A 15243-nucleotide genomic window follows, 5' to 3' on the forward strand; every position below is an offset into this window, starting at 1 on the left:
GCGTGGGTGGGGCACACGAGGCCGTCTCACGCGCCACCGTCACTCACGCAAGCTATATATGTAACTCAGGATGATTGTAGCTCGATGCAACAGTTGAACTATCGATGCAACGTCTGTGGCACGGAGTTGAGCTACCAGACTACGAAACACACCGGCTGTGCGAACTGCGGCTATCTGCCCGCACACAGCGCCGACTGAGAGGATCTATCCGGTTCTGTCTGTCCGAGTTCCCGACGGGTGGCCGCTCTCTGCGTGTCACAAGATATTCAATCCTGCTTCGGGTAGCGCCACACATGACCCAGAGATTGGTCCTCGCGTTCGGGTCACTCCTCCTGCTCGCGGCACTCGGCGGCTGTTCTGCCGCCGGCAGTATTTCGATGACGCCGGTCGAGGACAGCGAGTCCCTCGGGGCCAACGCCAGCCACGAGATCGGAGCGAACTCGGACACCTACGAGATGCACCGACAGCAGCCCATCGAAGCCGCTATCGAGAACGACGCTGTCACCGTCAACGGCACCCACCTGACGACTGGCTCAGACCTCCCCTACGAGCACCGTGGCCGGTACTACAACGTCACCGGAGAGATAGTCGGCCAGACGGATGGCTATCACGGCGAGGCCGGTATCGACTACAACAGTTCCACAGTGGACGGAACCGTCGTCGCGTATCGTGACCTACCGGCGGTCGACCGGCGGGCACTGGCACCACTGCTGGCGCCGCCACGCGAGGGCGACGAGCCAGGAAGCGACATCGACATCCCGGTCTCGTACACCGAGGCCCAGGCGAACACGTCGATGCTCGTGACCGAACAGGAGATCGACGGGATCCGCTACGAGGGCGAGACCTACGACATCTACGTCACCACCGAATCGGCGACGCTGGACACCTACCGCTACAACGCGACACTCGTCGCCGCAAGCAGCGACGAGTACGCCACCATGCTCGACAGGCGGTACGCGTTCACGCTGACGAACCTCTCGGACGAAGAGACAGAGATACTCGATCGGTCGATCGGAGATACACACTACATCGAGAACGAGGGCAACAGCGGGTTCGCCTCTCTCGTCGACCGGTTCCGACATCACCGTCCAGTCAGGGTCAGCGAGTACGACGGCGCCTGGCTGGTCCGGTACGAAGGTCGTCGGTACTGGACGGAGGTCGACTTCGGCATGTACGTCTCCGACGACGAGCGGATCATCCTTGCGAACTCGACAGCGTCTTCCTGAAGACGTAACGAAGAGGCCTCACAAACGTTCTCCGTCGACCGGTGGCTTGTGGAAAGTTAACAAACATTCATGCGCGTCCAGGTCCAACAGCCCCCCATGCACACGAGACTGCGTATCGCACTGCTCGCGGTCGCCATCCCACTCCTGTTTACGGGTGTCGTCGCTGCACAGACCGGCGGCGGTGTCGGCGGACTCATCGACATCGTCGAATCGCTGATCGCGATACTCCAGTCGGTGCTGGAGTTCCTCCGGAACCTCGGGAGTGCCCCGAGCGTGTAGCGGCGGGTTCCGCTCGATGAGACACCATCCGCTCTCCCGGTGACCACCGATCCGAGCCCTTGTTGGCAAACGTATATTTGATAGTGGACAAAATTGTCTACTAGTGATTCAGGATGTCTCCTTCAGGCGACCACGGAGCCGATACAGAGTTCGAGACGGCCTTCGAGGACGCCACCGTGGTCTCTCCGCCGGACGACGTGTTCCGAGCGCTTTCGGAGGCTCCCCGGCGACGGATCCTGTCTCTGTTGATCGATGGGGACCGACGCGACGTGCAGGAGCTCGTAGACATGCTGGTCGGGTGGCAAGCGACCATCGACGGGCCTGCCGGTCCGGCGGAGTGGGACACGATGCGGACGGAACTGATCCACTCTCACTTACCGATATTGTCGGATGCAGGGTTGATCACATACGACCCAGCGAGTGACACTGTCGAACTCGCGTCGCTTTCTGGACCGATTCGGATGCTGCTTTCCCTCGCGGAGGCGTACGAACGTACCTGGTCCAGGTCGGACAGACAGGGGCTCGACACCGAGAGTCGATGAGTTTCGCAGCACTTCTCGACGACGTCGCCGACCAACGGAAACGTGTCGTCGTATACGCACCAGAGGCGACACGGACAGACCTTCAAGACCGGCTAGAGACCCGAAACCTTACTGTCGACCAGCGAACGTTCCCGGGACGTGCTGCGGACGCGTTCGTTATCGTTCGGGACGACGGCGAGTTCCGTGGTGCCATCGCGCTCGCGGACCTGTTGACGTTCCTCGAACCGCCCGTGAAACACCCCGATGAACTGAACACGCTCGAACCGGGGTATCGAGCGGTGTACGAACTTCTCGACGACACTCTCTTTGTCGGGCTCAGCAGACGACAGCTACTCGCGACTTCCAGGGAGTTCGAGGACCGCGCCTGGCGGACGGGACGCGGTCGACTCCACGCTGGCTTTCAGTCTGCGACTGCGCTGCAAGCGCAAGCGAGCCTCTATCGGGAACTGGCCGCGACGACGGACGTCGAGGTCCACGTCTATGCGGCAGACACTGTCCCGGAGGTGTTGTTCGAGGGGACGAGCGTCACTACACATACCGAACCTGCACAGGAGGTCGGACGGTTCTGGTTCCTCCTGTTCGACGACGGGGGCGACGGCAGTCAAAACTGTGCGCTCGTCGCGGAGCAACTGGACGACGAGTACAGAGGCATCTGGACCTACGATAGCTCACTGGTAGCACGGGCGTTCGAGGCGCTGGAGTGACATCGTCGTTTCGCCAGGGCGGCAATGGATGCTGTCCCAGTGGGGCCGGGACTGCAAAATAGTGTCAATAATACTATGGGTGCGGCGACAGACAAGGGACGAGTGGTCTCGACCCTTGGAGCGGGGACGGCCCTCCGGCGTGCTGTCGCCTTCGTCATCCTCACGTTCGGTCTGGTACTGGCTGTTTATAATCACGCACTGGAGACCTACCTGTGGGACGGCGGCCGACACACTGGGCATCGAGCAGTTCACCGCTGCCGATCGCCGACGTCCCGTATCAGGGGTATGCTGGACGTACGACGGAAGACACCAGGGCGGTGGAACCGGGTATATCGCCGCTTTCGTCCATTCATGACGGTATTCGGTTTGTCGAGCGTGGCACCGCCTACACAGTTGCGTCGCCGGGTCGTTCGAGGACTGTCCGTGGTTCCGGGGAATTTCTCACAAGTTTGGTAAACTTTTTACTAAAGAGTTGGCACACGAGAATTGCGTTCGAATGGGCAGAATAAAGTACAACCTACTGGAATATTATGGTATGAAATCACAGCCACCGGCCACCGAGTCTTCGTCGGCCCTCGAAGACCACCTGGAGACGGCCCTCGAACACGCAGAGAACGATACTGTTCGGTACCATCTTCGCGAGTCGCTCCAGATGGTCTACGGGCAGAACGACTCTTAACTGGCCGTTTCGAGTGGCGGGATGGTTGTCGAAGCCTTCGCTGCTCACTCCCGCCGAGCCCGTTGAATCCAGTCAGATTCCTGTTTCCGTTCGGCGGCATGGCGCAGGCCGCCGGCGACTTCTTCGGTGACCGTCTCGCCGAATGCCACGATGTCGGCGAGGAACGTGTCCTGGAAGGTTTCGAGGATGTCGTAGGACCACCGGCCGCCGAAGGCGTCGTCGGAATCGCGCTCTGCGACGACGCCACGCGGGAGATACTCGTCCCGCAGGTCGTCCGCGAGGTCGTCGTAGCCGCAGTCACGCAGGATGTGCTCGGCGCTCGCCAGGTGATCCATCGCTCGGCCGGTGCTGTGATGGAAACTCACCAGATGGCCGTGCGCCCTGTGGAGGTTCTCGACTCCCAACTCGACCTGGTGGAGTGCTTCGCGTTCCCGTTCGGTCAGGTTCTCCGGATACTGTTGCTCGTCTGTTCCCATGTGTATTGGTACCACCTACCGAAAAATACAACTTTCGTACAGAGACGATACCGCTCGGACGCCGGTATAGCCCATCTTCTTTGATATTTTACGCCCCTGACGACACTGTCGGTAGGTGTGGGGCCGGCCGTCTCACAGTGGTCCGAGCCAACACGTTCGCTCAGGGTGTCCCGCCTGGCTGGTGGCGTGTGACAGTGCTGCCGCTGGAGACACGGTTAAAAAATCCAGAAAGTGGAAGCCGATCAGGCTTCGGGACCGCTGTCCTGCCCGAGCGTGGCCGAGCTATCCCCGGACGCCCCTTCGTAAACGACCCTGATCGTGTAATCGTCGTTGACACCGACGGTGACACTGGTCCCGGCGGACACCTCGCTCGAACCCGAGACTGTCCAGTCACCACCACTGCTCTGTATGTCTGAGCTGGCTCCAACGTTCGTGATACTGTCACCCCTGACGTACAGTTCTGACGCGGAGATCGTGTCACCGCCATCGTGCGTGATCGTGAGCACGCCGCTGGAGGTCCCCCCAACGCTGGCATCGTAATCGAAGGCGAAGCTCGCCTGCGGCGCCGTGTTCTGCGTCTGATCTCCCAGTCCGAGCACGAACGACGCGATGACTGCCGCGAGGATCACCGTGATGGCGACCATCAGGATCACACCGATGACCGGCGAGACGGCCTCATCGTCGTCGAACAGTTCTTTGAGTTGCATTACACCTTCCCAATCTGTAGCATTTGTATATTGGAATGAGCCGTATTCCGGTCCCCCAGCGAGTTTCAGCTACCGCTTGATACTGCCGTGATAACGCCTCCGGATCTCCCGACACGGTTTGGATACTATCGGCTAAAGCGGACTGCAGACCTCCAGATCCCGCTTCTCTACACGGTCGGGGCCGCCTAACGTTCGGACGTCCTTTTCAGTACTACATGTCGGTGCTGTTTCGTGATCGCAGCCGATAGTAGGCATCTGCAAAGCGGAATAAAGCCCTCTGAAAACGCCGGGAATGACCGTCCTGGAAATACGTCTTCGAATGATTACACTCGAAGTGGGGTAATGTACTGCCTTCGATGGTCGAATCGGGGTGAGGTCGCACACAACCCTCTAACTACGGCGAAAATACGGGAGGGAGCCGACAAACCAGTATTCTAGTTGGGAGGATAGCTATCATCGGTGAAATTCCGACGGGCAGATTTATACAGGATACCGACCGGTCTTCAGACAAGTGTCCACCACGAGTCAGTACAGGTTGCTTTTTGTCACTCCGAGTGGCGATACGCAGCCCGCACTCGTTCCAGAACTCCGGGGAATTTCGGCGTTCGACGTCGAGACGCTTTCTGACCTCTCCGACGCGACGAAGATGCCCGATACAGCGGCCGTCGACTGTGTCTTGCTCTCGGGCGGATTTAGCGACACGAGTATCGAGAACACCGTTGTGACCGTCCGGAACCGCTGGCCAGATTCACCGGTCATACTGGCGCTCACTGATCGGCAGGGCCAGACGCCAAGCGAGGAGGTCTTATCGACGGTCGACGATTGCCTCGTCGGTGGGTCGGAGACGATACCACAGTCGGTTCTCGAACACCGCGTCGTCTCGACGATCGAGAACTCGCAGGCGCGAGCGGAACTGCATCGACATCGTGATTTCCTCAGACGAACCCAGGAGCTGGGCAATATCGGCGGCTGGGAGTACCATCTGGAAGAGAGTGTGCTGCGATGGACGGAACAGGTCTACGAAATATACGAACTCCCGCACGAATACGAACCGACTGTCGACAACGCGCTGGGCTTCTATCACGAGAAAGACCGTCCGCAGCTCCGGGAGAAGCTGGAGACACTGTTCGAGACTGGGGAGCCGTTCAGCATGCAGGTTCGCCTCGTGACTGCGGAACGGAACGTCAAGTGGGTCCGCGTCCGGGGAGACGCCGAAATCAGTGACGGCCAGGTGAAAAAGACACGCGGCGTCGTGCAGGACGTCACCAGTCTCGTCGAGCAACGGACCGAGACAGCGAAACTACGCGAGAGTCTTCGAGACGAGAAAGATCGGCTCCAGCGGCTGTCGAGAGTTCTCTCGCACGAACTGCGGAACCCGCTGACTGCAATTCACGGGCAACTTCAGCTGTACCACGATTCCGGCGACCAGACGCATCTCGAGAGCGTAGAGCGCAACGTCGCTAGACTCGAAGAGGTCATCGACGACACACTGTGGCTGGTCCACGAAGAGGACACCGTCTCTGAAATGTCGATGGTCGATGTCTCGTCGGTGGCATACGACGCGTGGCGAACCGTCGGTATCGACACGGTCACGCTCACCACCGACTCGATGGAGCGGATTCCTGCCAACAGGTCACTCCTCCAGACCGTCTTCGAGAAACTCTTCGAGAACACACTGATCCATTCCGCTGCGAGCGAGATCGAAGTCGGGCCGCGGTACATGGGCGACCATCTCGATGGGTTCTACGTCGAAGACAACGGAGACGGGTTCGATACGGGTGTTCCGGACGAACTGTTCGAGGTCGGCGTGAGCGGCGACGGCGGGAACTCCGGTATCGGCCTCTCTGTCGTGCAGGAGATCGTCGATCGACACGACTGGTCGATCGTCGCAACGGACAGCGAGACGGGTGGTGCCAGGTTCGAAATCAAGACCAGCCTTTTGTGAGGGCTTCGAACGTCTGCTATAGTAACAGTTGAACCGATTCACACACCGATCGCACCACAGTTGTGCGATCGGGTGTGCATTGCTTTTCAATGGCCACTATCGTGCACAGCGGCCGGTGAAGAGCATACGTGCTTCCACGCGTCCGCAACTGCGTTGCCGACCGCGAAGTCACGCCCAGGCTACTGCACCCAACTGATAGTACCCGTCGAATTCAGTGGCCTCCCGTCTGCGTGGTACCGATATCTGTTTCCAGCAACTGTCCGAGAACAGCCGCTACATGTCTGCTACCTTTAGAAAACTTGAAGATCGAGATGGGGTCGGAGGGATTTGAACCCCCGATCGGCTGATATCTCCGTCCTGTGCCTCGGAACTCCAGAGGGTCATCGTCGCGAACCGGTGATCAGCCGGACGCTCAGTATATCAGCCCTTGGAGTCTCGTCCCAGGCACGTGGCCTCTGGAGTCAGCCGCCTTCCCGGACTAGGCCACGACCCCGCACTCCGGCGTAAGCCGAGTCACACTAAAGGGATTTCGGTTGCCGGACGAGATATCGGTCGGCAATCACACACGAAGTATGAGTTTGCGGATCGGTTACTGTCCAGAACTACCCGCAGGAGCCGTCAGTCCCGTTCGGTGTCGGACCAGTCGCACTCCTGGCATTTGTACCCGGTGACGAACTCCAGGGCCGAGGGCATGTAGCCGACCGAGACGACGTTCTCTCCGCACTCGGGACACGCCTCGTCGGCGTCTTCGATCGGTTCGGCGTCCATTACGCTGTCGCCCTCGATGAGTTCGGCGAGGCTCTCCGGGGTCTGCATCCGCCCCTGGATAACACGATTGTCGGCCATGTAGATGCGAGGGGACGGGACGCGCCTAAACCTTCCCCCTCAGAGCCAGGGCGCACGTTCAGTGTCGGGGTCGTAGTCGACAGCGGCACCGTCGTCGGTCCGCTGGTCGCCGGCGACACCCTGGGAAGCACCGCCGTCGGAGAAGGCGGCGGTCAGGTCGACGTCGTCGGGGTGGTAGTCCGTGTGGCGCTCGCGGGCGTTGCCAGGGTCGAACGAGAGCAGTGCGGTGACCGCCAGCACGCCCAGCGCGACCGGTGCCGTCGTGGGGAGGATACCCAGGATGGACAGCGAGAGGACGCCCAGTGCGACGGCGCTACCGAAGCGGAAGCGGTCGATGTCGACGGCGTTGCGGAGCCACGGACTCGACAGCGCGATGACGAGCGCGAAGGCGACACCGATGCCGGCAGTGGCGGCGGCACGGGCCAGCATGCCGAGTTCGATCTCGGTAACGAGCGTCGCTCCGGCGGGGTCGAAGCCGGCGAGTAGTCCCAGTGCCACGATGACAGCCGGTCGGGGGAGGAACTCGCTGACTCTGGAACTGGCGGTCTGAGCAGCGATAGCCATGATGACGATACCGGCGAACCGTTCGAGGATGCCGGTTCGGACGACGCTGTCGATGGTCGGGGCGAGGGCAGCTTCGATGACAGCGAGCGGTATCAGCAGGCTCCCGATGAGGAGGACGGTCGTGGCCTGTTCGCGTGGGCCGCCGTCCATCTCGGCGAGGACGACCGCGACGGTCGCGGACCCACCGAAGACGAGCAAGCCGACTTCGAGCATCCCCGTCCAGGTCGTGAGTGCTCCGGCGAGCACGAGCACGGGGAAGATGCCGTCGATGAGCGGCAGGGCCATGACGGTACCGAGCAGTCGGCCGCCACGGCCGACCTGTCGCTCGACGCGGAGTGCGACGGGATGTCTGGAGCTACTCATCCTGGTTACAGACGGGATTCACCCGGTCTCCCTCGGGTGGCTACCGCACTGGGCAGGCACGGAAGAGTGGACCAGACCTGTTTCCAGTTCCCGAACCCTGTGAAGAATGTGTTGCCAGCCGCGGTCGAGAACGTCGGTTGCCGGACCGTGTTGGCGCCGAAGGGTTCGGTAGTTCGCATATGTAACATTATCTTTCGTCGCAGTATAAACGTTGTGTGAGAAGCGGCCACACAGGGCGTGAAACACAGTATAACCCGGTTCTCGTGGACAGATGTCACACGGCGAAGGCGGCTGATTCCCATGGTATCTCCCCCCAGTGGCAGCCTATCTCGCAACGTTTTTGCCCGGCCGTCGTGGACGGTTTACATGGCGAACGATTCCGAGCCCTTCTCCGAGAAACTCCGCGTTCCGGAGGCTCTCACATTCGACGATGTACTGCTGCGACCGAAGGAGTCCCGCGTCGAGCCGGACGAGGCCGACACCGCGACCAGTGTCTCCCGCTCGGTCGAACTGAACGTTCCGGTTCTGACGGCGGCGATGGACACCGTCACCGAGAGCGACATGGCCATCGCGATGGCTCGCCAGGGTGGGCTGGGTGTCCTGCACCGGAACATGAACGCTGACCAGATGGCCGCCGAGATCGAGCGCGTCAAACGCGCCGATGAACTCATCATCCGTGACGTCGTGACTGCCAGCCCCAATCAGACCGTCCGAGAGGTCGACGACATGATGGAACGCCAGGGCGTCTCCGGCGCTCCGGTCGTCGACGAGGAGAGCGATGAGGTTCTGGGTATCATCTCCGGGACGGACATCAGGCCGTACCTCGAAGTCGGTGAATCCGACGCCGTCACCGAAGCGATGACAGACGAGGTCGTCACGGCCCCCGAGGATGTCACGCCGCGGGAAGCGCTGGAACTGATGTACGATCACAAGATCGAGCGTGTCCCTATCGTCGACGAGGAGAACCGCCTGGTCGGTCTGGTCACGATGAAGGGCGTCCTCCAGCGGCGTGAGTACGACGAGGCGGCCCGCGACGAGGGCGGTCACCTCCGAGTCGGTGCCGCGGTCGGCCCGTTCGAGCTCGACCGCGCACAGGCGGCCGACGAGGCCGGCGTGGACATCCTCTTCATCGACTGCGCCCACGCGCACAACGCGAACGTCATCGACAGCGCACGCGACATCAAGGACGAGGTCGACGCCGACGTCGTTGTCGGTAACATCGGCACCCGCGAGGCCGCCGAAGCGGTCGTCGACTTCGCCGACGGCGTGAAGGTCGGTATCGGCCCGGGGTCGATCTGTACGACGCGGGTCGTCACCGGTGCCGGGATGCCGCAGATCTCGGCAGTCGCGCAGGTGGCAGACGTCGCCAGCCAGCACGACGTGCCAGTCATCGCCGACGGTGGGATCCGGTACTCCGGCGACGCGATCAAGGCCATCGCCGCCGGCGCGGACGCCGTGATGCTGGGCTCGTACTTCGCCGGCACCGACGAGGCGCCAGGTCGCGTCATCACGATGAACGGCAAGAAGTACAAGCAGTACCGCGGCATGGGCAGCGTCGGCGCGATGAACGAGGGCGGCGGCGAACGCTACCTCAAGGAAGACGAGGAGGACGAGGACTACGTCCCCGAGGGTGTCGAGGCGGCGACGCCGTACAAAGGCTCCCTGGAATCCGAACTCCACCAACTCGTCGGTGGGATGCAGTCCGGGATGGGCTACGTCGGCGCCGAGACGATTCCGGAGTTCAAAGAACGGGCGGAGTTCGTCCGTGTCTCGGCCGCGGGCCAGCAGGAGAGCCATCCACACGACGTGATGATCACGGACGAGGCGCCGAACTACAGCCCCGATAGCTGAACGGTCTCAGTATCCTTCTCCCGCGGACTGGCACGCGGGGCTACAGTACTCGGTCTCGGTTGCTCGCGCGCTCGGATGCGCGGCGAACGAGTCGCCACAGTTCGTACAGTCGTAGCGCTCGAAGTCGGACATCGCAAGCTTTCGATACCAGACGGACACCAAAAATCGTTGTGCCGCTCAGTCGTAGAAGTCGTCGTCGAGCGGCAGGTCCACGTCCGCGTTGGTTATGGACGTCACCGTCGTCTTCAGCGCCAGCGTCTCGCTACACTCGGGACAGATGACGGCCACGTCGACGTAGAGGCCGTCGTCCCGTTCGTAGATATCGAGCACCGCGGCATCTGTCGGATAGAGGTACTCTGCACCCAGTTCGTGCTCGTGATCGCTGGCGTGTTCGGCCGACATACACGTAGTGAGACGCGACCCGTCCTGTTGGCGGTTCCGGGCGCTCTCGTCGGCAGGCAGCGAACGCAAACTTCTCCGCGACCGAGCGAGAATCTCTCTTCATGTCTACGTACACCCTCCACGTCGGTGACGACGGGACAGTCGGTGACAGAGCCCGTGACGTCCGACGGACCGTCTTCATCGACGAACAGGGCGTCTCCGAGGCCGAAGAGATGGACGACAAGGACGAGATCGCGACCCACCTCCTGCTGACCGACGACGAGCAGCCCGTCGCCACCGCGCGCTACCGGCTGATCGACGATGAGACCGTCAAGATCGAACGGGTGGCTGTGCTCTCGGCGTATCGTGGCGAGGGCCTCGGTGTGCGTATCATGGACGCTGCCGAGGACGCCGCTCGCGAGGACGGCGCGACCGAGGCCGTCCTGCACGGCCAGCGCCGTGTCGAGGGCTTCTACACCAGCATCGGCTACGAGACGGTCAGCGACGAGTTCGTGGAGGCCGGCATCCCACACGTGGAGATGCGCAAGGACCTGGACTGAGTGGCCGATCCGCCTATCTTGAGTCAGCGAGAGAATCCCGGCCTTCAGGCCGGGCGTGAATCGCGTACACTCCGATGAGAAACCGCCGTGTTACTGGTGGTCTTGAGTCTCCAACGAGACTGGCTGAGTTCTACTTTCACTGTGGATGGCTGACCTTCAAGTCCGAACCAAACGTGATCTAAACTGGCTGATGAAGCGCACCAATACGTTCGCCGTGCGACCACTCTCCGACGAAGGGGAGCAGGTGCTACGGGACCTGTTGGACGCTTCTGCCGCGCTCTGGAACGAGATAAATTACCAGCGCCTCATGCGCTACAACGACGAGGACGGCTTCGAGGGCGACGTGTGGGACGCCGACACAGGAAGACTCGAAGGCAAATACAAAGACGTTCTCGGCGCGTCCACCGCTCAAACTGTCCGGCGAGCGAACAGCGAAGCGTGGCGCGGGTTCTTCGAGAACAAGAAAGCGTATCACGACGAGTCGAACACGTCGGTTACGCAACACCCGGAACCGCCGGGATTTCGTGGCAACAAGGACAACGGACGTGTCCTCAAAGGCGTCGTCCGAAAGGACGCATACACCGTCGAATGGGGAGACCGCTCTCGACTTGAGATGGTCGTCGGCAAAGAACTCCGTGACAGGCACAACAGCCCGAAAAGCCGTCTCCGGCTGGAAATCGTTGGCGACCCGAATTGGCCTGACTACGAAGACCAGAGCCGATTAGAATTGTGGTATGACGAGACTGACAGCACCTTCCGAGCTTCGCAACCTGTGACTGTTTCTGACGAGACACGGGACACTCCACTGGCCGACGAGATGGCCGCTCTGGACATTGGTGCAAACAATCTCGTTGCCTGTACCACGACGACCGGCGAGCAATACCTGTACGAAGGCCGCAAGTTATTCGACCGTTTCCGGCAGACGACGCGAGAAATCGCCCGGTTACAGTCCAAGCTACGGGAAGGCCGATACAGTAGCAACCGTATCCGGCGACTGTATCGGAAGCGAATCCGCCGCCGCAACCACGCCCAAGAAGCACTGTGTCGTGACCTGCTGGACCGACTGTACGCCGAAGGTGTCGATACGGTGTATATCGGTGGCTTGACCGACGTACTCGAAACACACTGGTCGGTCGAAACCAACGCGAAAACGCACAACTTCTGGGCGTTCAAGCAATTCACCGAGCGACTGGTCTGTACCGCTGAGGAATACGGTATCTCGGTCGAAGTACGGTCAGAGGCGTGGACCAGTCAAGAGTGCCCGCAGTGTGGCGGCACAGACTGGACGACACGGCATCAAGACACGCTCACCTGCCCGTGTGGGTTCGAGGGCCACGCCGACCTCACAGCGTCAGAAACGTTCCTGAGACGGCATACGAACAAAGAAGTCAGGCCGATGGCACGGCCCGTGCGGTTCGAGTGGGACGACCACAACTGGTCGGAGTCACCACGCTCTCCCGCGAGGGAAAGTCCCAAAGAACAGCGCACAGACCCGAGTACCGTCCACCACAACGGGAATGTTGCTTCCGGGGAATCGGCATAGCCGAGACTCCCACGGAGGAAACCGCGCCCTTCTGGGCGCGGAGGATGTCATTCGCGGACAACCACGTAGACCACCACTACGACGAGACCGGGGATCAGGCCGATAAAGAACCCGAGTGCCGTCAGGACCGCCCAGAGCGCCGCGTTGTCGTTCCCGCGTTTCTGTGCGTCGTTGTAGACCCAGTAGGTCGCACCGATCAGGATCGCCAGTCCGACGACGAAGAACACGAGCATCAGCAACAGTACGACGATCTCTGCACCGCCGGGGAACTGCAACAGTGGGAGGGCCATATCCGGTGGAAATATCGGGTTCTGTATAGGTTTTCGGGTTCAGGCAGCGATAGCGGGCCGGAAGGGAGTTGAACTTCCTGCACTTCACTCGCTATCGCTCGTTCGTACCGTCATTCAAATCCTTCCGCATTAGTATACGGCGCTCACGGGTTGTTCGCGCCATCAGAACGGGCCGGAAGGGATTTGAACCACTGTCGGACGTGCTCGTTCCTGTGCACGCCCTCCCTGCTTCAAATCCCTTCGAGCGTTTCCACTGCTCACAGTTGTTCGCAGGGAAACGGGCCGGAAGGGATTTGAACCCTCGACCGACGGCTTAAGAGGCCGTCGCTCTGCCAGACTGAGCTACCGGCCCAGTGCACTCGATTCTGGGTGCGGCCTGCTCAAATAGGTTTTCATTCGGCAGGCTCGTGTCGGGCGTTCCCACGGTACTGTGGGGTGGGTGGGGGTGGGAAAGGACGTGATTAAAGGGGCTGGCCGTCAAGCGATACAGACACTAATGAGTGCAGCCAGCGGCATCACGATGGCCTCCATGTCCACGTACGCTATCTTAGGGTGTGGGAGCGTGGGACACGCGGTGGCCGAAGAACTCGTCACCGAGGGGAAAGACGTACTCATCCTCGATGCCGACGAGGGCCGGGTGGAGGCCCTCCGAGATCAGGACCTCAACGCACAGCAGGCCGACATCGTCGAAGAAGACGTCGTCGGGATGGTCAGCGACAGGGACGTCGTGCTCATCATGTCGCCCGACGTCGCTGCTAACGCGAAAGCCGTCGAGAACATCCGTGCTGCCGACGGCGACCAGTTCATCGTCGCCCGTGCGGACGACCCCGTCTCGGCCGACGAACTGACCGACCTCGGTGCCGACGTCGTCATCAACCCCTCCGCGGTCATCGCCGACTCGGCGCTGCGGGCCCTGGAGACGGGCGAACTGGAGTATAAGGCCACACAGCTCAGTGACGTCATCGACGGCACCGAAGAGCGGATGGCCATCCTCATCCACCGCTCGCCCGACCCCGACTCTATCGCGTCGGCGGCCGCCTTGCGGGCAATCGCTGCCAGCCGCGACGTCGAGGCCGACATCATCTACGAGGGCGAGATCGGCCACCAGGAGAACCGTGCGTTCGTCAACCTCCTCGGGATCGACCTCGAATCGCAGGACGAGATCGACCTCGACGACTACGATACCCTCGCGCTGGTGGACGTGGCCAAGGGTGGCGAACCGCTGGTCGATCCCGTCGACATCGTCATCGACCACTACGAGCACGAACACGAGTACGAACACGACACCGCGTTCTCGGACATCCGCCCGAACGTCTCCGCGACGTCGACGATCCTGACGAAGTACATCCAGGAACTGGATCTCACCCTCGACCAGACGGTCGCGACGGCGCTGCTGTACGGCATCCGGGCCGAGACGTTGGACTTCAAACGCGACACCACACCCGCCGACCTGACGGCTGCGGCGTACCTCTATCCGTTCGCCGACCACGACACGCTCGAACAGGTCGAGTCGCCGTCGATGTCACCGGAGACGCTGGACGTGCTGGCAGAGGCCATCCGGAACCGCGAGGTCCAGGGGAGTCACCTGGTCTCCAACGCCGGCTTCATCCGTGATCGGGACGCCCTCGCACAGGCGGCCCAGCACCTCCTGAATCTGGAGGGGATCACCACGACCGCCGTGTTCGCCATCGCCGACGACACCATCTACCTGGCTGCACGCTCGAAGGACATCCGCATGAACATCGGGAAGGTGCTCTCGGACGCGTTCGGCGAGATGGGCGAGACGGCCGGCCACTCCACGGACGCCAGCGTCGAGATCCCGCTGGGTATCTTCACCGGCCTGGAGACCAACGACGACAATCGGGACACGCTCCTGGAGTTGACCGAAGAAGCGGTCAAGCGAAAACTGTTCGAAGCGATGGGCGTCGATAGTTCGAGCAGTGAGGGTGGAAACGGGAACTAGGCGGCGACCTCTTCACTGTCGCTGTCCGAATCGGCCTTCTGGAGTCGTTCGACGACGTCGTTGACGATGACGACGTCCCCGACGGCCTGCACCCAGCGGTACGGGATGATGACACCACGGGAACTCCGGGCCTGTTCGCCGAACAGTTCGTTGTTGAGCTGGTGCAGTGCCAGTCCCGTCACGGCCTGTCGATCAAGATCGAGCCGGATATCTTCGACTTCGCCGACGAACACGCCGTTCTTCGAGTAGACTTCGCGCCCGACCAGGGTCGTGATCTCCTGCGGGACAGTCTCTGGGTCCATACGCAGGTGCTTGTCCGGGCGG

17 protein-coding genes and 2 tRNA genes are annotated in these 15243 nt (G+C 61.4%); 10 read left to right on the forward strand and 9 right to left on the reverse strand.

Annotation, left to right across the window (positions count from 1 at the left end; translation table 11 throughout):
* The first annotated feature begins 293 nt into the window (after positions 1–293).
* The 5 genes from Hhyl2_RS04680 to Hhyl2_RS04700 all read left to right on the forward strand — a co-directional run bounded on the left by Hhyl2_RS04680 (position 294) and on the right by Hhyl2_RS04700 (position 3430).
* A complete protein-coding gene (locus Hhyl2_RS04680; RefSeq protein WP_483549568.1) occupies positions 294–1226 on the forward strand; it encodes a hypothetical protein in 933 nt (310 codons plus the stop codon).
* Positions 1227–1322: 96 nt separating this feature from the next.
* Positions 1323–1505: a hypothetical protein gene (locus tag Hhyl2_RS04685; protein WP_483549569.1), complete on the forward strand. Its 183-nt coding sequence runs from the start codon at positions 1323–1325 to the stop codon at positions 1503–1505.
* A gap of 113 nt (positions 1506–1618) precedes the next feature.
* The gene (locus Hhyl2_RS04690; RefSeq protein ID WP_483549570.1) at positions 1619–2047 is read left to right on the forward strand and encodes a DUF7344 domain-containing protein; all 429 of its coding nucleotides are present in this window, start codon (positions 1619–1621) and stop codon (positions 2045–2047) included.
* Positions 2044–2751, forward strand: coding sequence for a DICT sensory domain-containing protein (locus Hhyl2_RS04695; RefSeq protein WP_483549571.1), 708 nt, complete (start codon positions 2044–2046; stop codon positions 2749–2751). Before Hhyl2_RS04690 ends, Hhyl2_RS04695 begins: the two co-directional genes overlap by 4 nt.
* 535 nt (positions 2752–3286) lie before the next feature.
* Positions 3287–3430, forward strand: a complete 144-nt coding sequence (locus Hhyl2_RS04700) for a hypothetical protein (RefSeq protein ID WP_483549572.1) — start codon at positions 3287–3289, stop codon at positions 3428–3430.
* Between the two features lie 44 nt (positions 3431–3474).
* Here Hhyl2_RS04700 and Hhyl2_RS04705 read toward each other — a convergent pair whose 3' ends face one another.
* Together Hhyl2_RS04705 and Hhyl2_RS04710 are read right to left on the reverse strand one after the other, a co-directional pair.
* Entirely contained in the window at positions 3475–3906 is a 432-nt protein-coding gene (locus Hhyl2_RS04705) for a hypothetical protein (RefSeq protein ID WP_483549573.1), read from the reverse strand.
* Positions 3907–4148: 242 nt separating this feature from the next.
* A complete protein-coding gene (locus tag Hhyl2_RS04710) occupies positions 4149–4613 on the reverse strand; it encodes a type IV pilin domain-containing protein (RefSeq protein WP_483549574.1) in 465 nt (154 codons plus the stop codon).
* A 511-nt stretch (positions 4614–5124) separates the two neighbouring features.
* Between Hhyl2_RS04710 and Hhyl2_RS04715 the strand changes: the two genes are divergently transcribed.
* The gene (locus Hhyl2_RS04715) at positions 5125–6558 is read left to right on the forward strand and encodes a sensor histidine kinase (protein ID WP_483549575.1); all 1434 of its coding nucleotides are present in this window, start codon (positions 5125–5127) and stop codon (positions 6556–6558) included.
* 312 nt (positions 6559–6870) lie between these two features.
* Here the strand turns inward: Hhyl2_RS04715 and Hhyl2_RS04720 are convergent.
* The 3 genes from Hhyl2_RS04720 to Hhyl2_RS04730 form a co-directional block, all read right to left on the reverse strand.
* Positions 6871–7051: transfer RNA gene (locus tag Hhyl2_RS04720), tRNA-Trp, on the reverse strand.
* A 125-nt stretch (positions 7052–7176) separates the two neighbouring features.
* Positions 7177–7404, reverse strand: coding sequence for a DUF5795 family protein (locus Hhyl2_RS04725; RefSeq protein WP_483549576.1), 228 nt, complete (start codon positions 7402–7404; stop codon positions 7177–7179).
* 39 nt (positions 7405–7443) lie between these two features.
* Entirely contained in the window at positions 7444–8331 is an 888-nt protein-coding gene (locus Hhyl2_RS04730) for a DUF5794 domain-containing protein (RefSeq protein WP_483549577.1), read from the reverse strand.
* A 366-nt stretch (positions 8332–8697) separates the two neighbouring features.
* Between Hhyl2_RS04730 and guaB the strand changes: the two genes are divergently transcribed.
* The gene (guaB, locus tag Hhyl2_RS04735; RefSeq protein WP_483549578.1) at positions 8698–10182 is read left to right on the forward strand and encodes an IMP dehydrogenase; all 1485 of its coding nucleotides are present in this window, start codon (positions 8698–8700) and stop codon (positions 10180–10182) included.
* A 177-nt stretch (positions 10183–10359) separates the two neighbouring features.
* Here guaB and Hhyl2_RS04740 read toward each other — a convergent pair whose 3' ends face one another.
* A complete protein-coding gene (locus tag Hhyl2_RS04740; protein ID WP_483549579.1) occupies positions 10360–10584 on the reverse strand; it encodes a hypothetical protein in 225 nt (74 codons plus the stop codon).
* Between the two features lie 101 nt (positions 10585–10685).
* Here Hhyl2_RS04740 and Hhyl2_RS04745 point away from each other — a divergent pair, with 101 nt between their 5' ends.
* Positions 10686–11123, forward strand: a complete 438-nt coding sequence (locus Hhyl2_RS04745) for a GNAT family N-acetyltransferase (protein ID WP_483549580.1) — start codon at positions 10686–10688, stop codon at positions 11121–11123.
* A gap of 190 nt (positions 11124–11313) precedes the next feature.
* Complete coding sequence (locus tag Hhyl2_RS04750) at positions 11314–12666, forward strand: RNA-guided endonuclease InsQ/TnpB family protein (RefSeq protein WP_483549581.1); 1353 nt, start codon at positions 11314–11316, stop codon at positions 12664–12666.
* 47 nt (positions 12667–12713) lie between these two features.
* Here the strand turns inward: Hhyl2_RS04750 and Hhyl2_RS04755 are convergent, their stop codons facing one another.
* Positions 12714–12956, reverse strand: coding sequence for a PLDc N-terminal domain-containing protein (locus tag Hhyl2_RS04755; RefSeq protein WP_483549582.1), 243 nt, complete (start codon positions 12954–12956; stop codon positions 12714–12716).
* 278 nt (positions 12957–13234) lie between these two features.
* A tRNA-Lys gene (locus Hhyl2_RS04760) sits at positions 13235–13308 on the reverse strand.
* A 144-nt stretch (positions 13309–13452) separates the two neighbouring features.
* On the opposite strand from Hhyl2_RS04760, the gene Hhyl2_RS04765 reads away from it, so the two are divergent.
* Positions 13453–14919 carry a DHH family phosphoesterase gene (locus Hhyl2_RS04765; protein WP_483549583.1) on the forward strand — a complete coding sequence of 489 codons (1467 nt, stop codon included), beginning with the start codon at positions 13453–13455 and terminating at the stop codon, positions 14917–14919.
* Here the strand turns inward: Hhyl2_RS04765 and Hhyl2_RS04770 are convergent.
* Positions 14916–15221, reverse strand: coding sequence for a PRC-barrel domain-containing protein (locus Hhyl2_RS04770; RefSeq protein ID WP_483549584.1), 306 nt, complete (start codon positions 15219–15221; stop codon positions 14916–14918). The two genes, Hhyl2_RS04765 and Hhyl2_RS04770, sit on opposite strands and share 4 nt — an antisense overlap.
* Between the last annotated feature and the right edge of the window lie 22 nt (positions 15222–15243).

It is taken from the genome of Haloarcula sp. H-hyl2, assembly GCF_056934385.1.

Coding starts and splice junctions, on each gene's coding strand:
- Hhyl2_RS04685 (WP_483549569.1), top strand. CDS start 1,323: ATGCACACGAGACTGCGTATCGCACTGCTCGCGGTCGCCATCCCACTC.
- Hhyl2_RS04750 (WP_483549581.1), top strand. CDS start 11,314: ATGAAGCGCACCAATACGTTCGCCGTGCGACCACTCTCCGACGAAGGG.
- Hhyl2_RS04765 (WP_483549583.1), top strand. CDS start 13,453: ATGAGTGCAGCCAGCGGCATCACGATGGCCTCCATGTCCACGTACGCT.
- Hhyl2_RS04770 (WP_483549584.1), bottom strand. CDS start 15,221: ATGGACCCAGAGACTGTCCCGCAGGAGATCACGACCCTGGTCGGGCGC.
- Hhyl2_RS04745 (WP_483549580.1), top strand. CDS start 10,686: ATGTCTACGTACACCCTCCACGTCGGTGACGACGGGACAGTCGGTGAC.
- Hhyl2_RS04730 (WP_483549577.1), bottom strand. CDS start 8,331: ATGAGTAGCTCCAGACATCCCGTCGCACTCCGCGTCGAGCGACAGGTC.
- Hhyl2_RS04690 (WP_483549570.1), top strand. CDS start 1,619: ATGTCTCCTTCAGGCGACCACGGAGCCGATACAGAGTTCGAGACGGCC.
- guaB (WP_483549578.1), top strand. CDS start 8,698: ATGGCGAACGATTCCGAGCCCTTCTCCGAGAAACTCCGCGTTCCGGAG.
- Hhyl2_RS04705 (WP_483549573.1), bottom strand. CDS start 3,906: ATGGGAACAGACGAGCAACAGTATCCGGAGAACCTGACCGAACGGGAA.
- Hhyl2_RS04740 (WP_483549579.1), bottom strand. CDS start 10,584: ATGTCGGCCGAACACGCCAGCGATCACGAGCACGAACTGGGTGCAGAG.
- Hhyl2_RS04725 (WP_483549576.1), bottom strand. CDS start 7,404: ATGGCCGACAATCGTGTTATCCAGGGGCGGATGCAGACCCCGGAGAGC.
- Hhyl2_RS04695 (WP_483549571.1), top strand. CDS start 2,044: ATGAGTTTCGCAGCACTTCTCGACGACGTCGCCGACCAACGGAAACGT.
- Hhyl2_RS04700 (WP_483549572.1), top strand. CDS start 3,287: ATGAAATCACAGCCACCGGCCACCGAGTCTTCGTCGGCCCTCGAAGAC.
- Hhyl2_RS04710 (WP_483549574.1), bottom strand. CDS start 4,613: ATGCAACTCAAAGAACTGTTCGACGACGATGAGGCCGTCTCGCCGGTC.
- Hhyl2_RS04755 (WP_483549582.1), bottom strand. CDS start 12,956: ATGGCCCTCCCACTGTTGCAGTTCCCCGGCGGTGCAGAGATCGTCGTA.
- Hhyl2_RS04680 (WP_483549568.1), top strand. CDS start 294: ATGACCCAGAGATTGGTCCTCGCGTTCGGGTCACTCCTCCTGCTCGCG.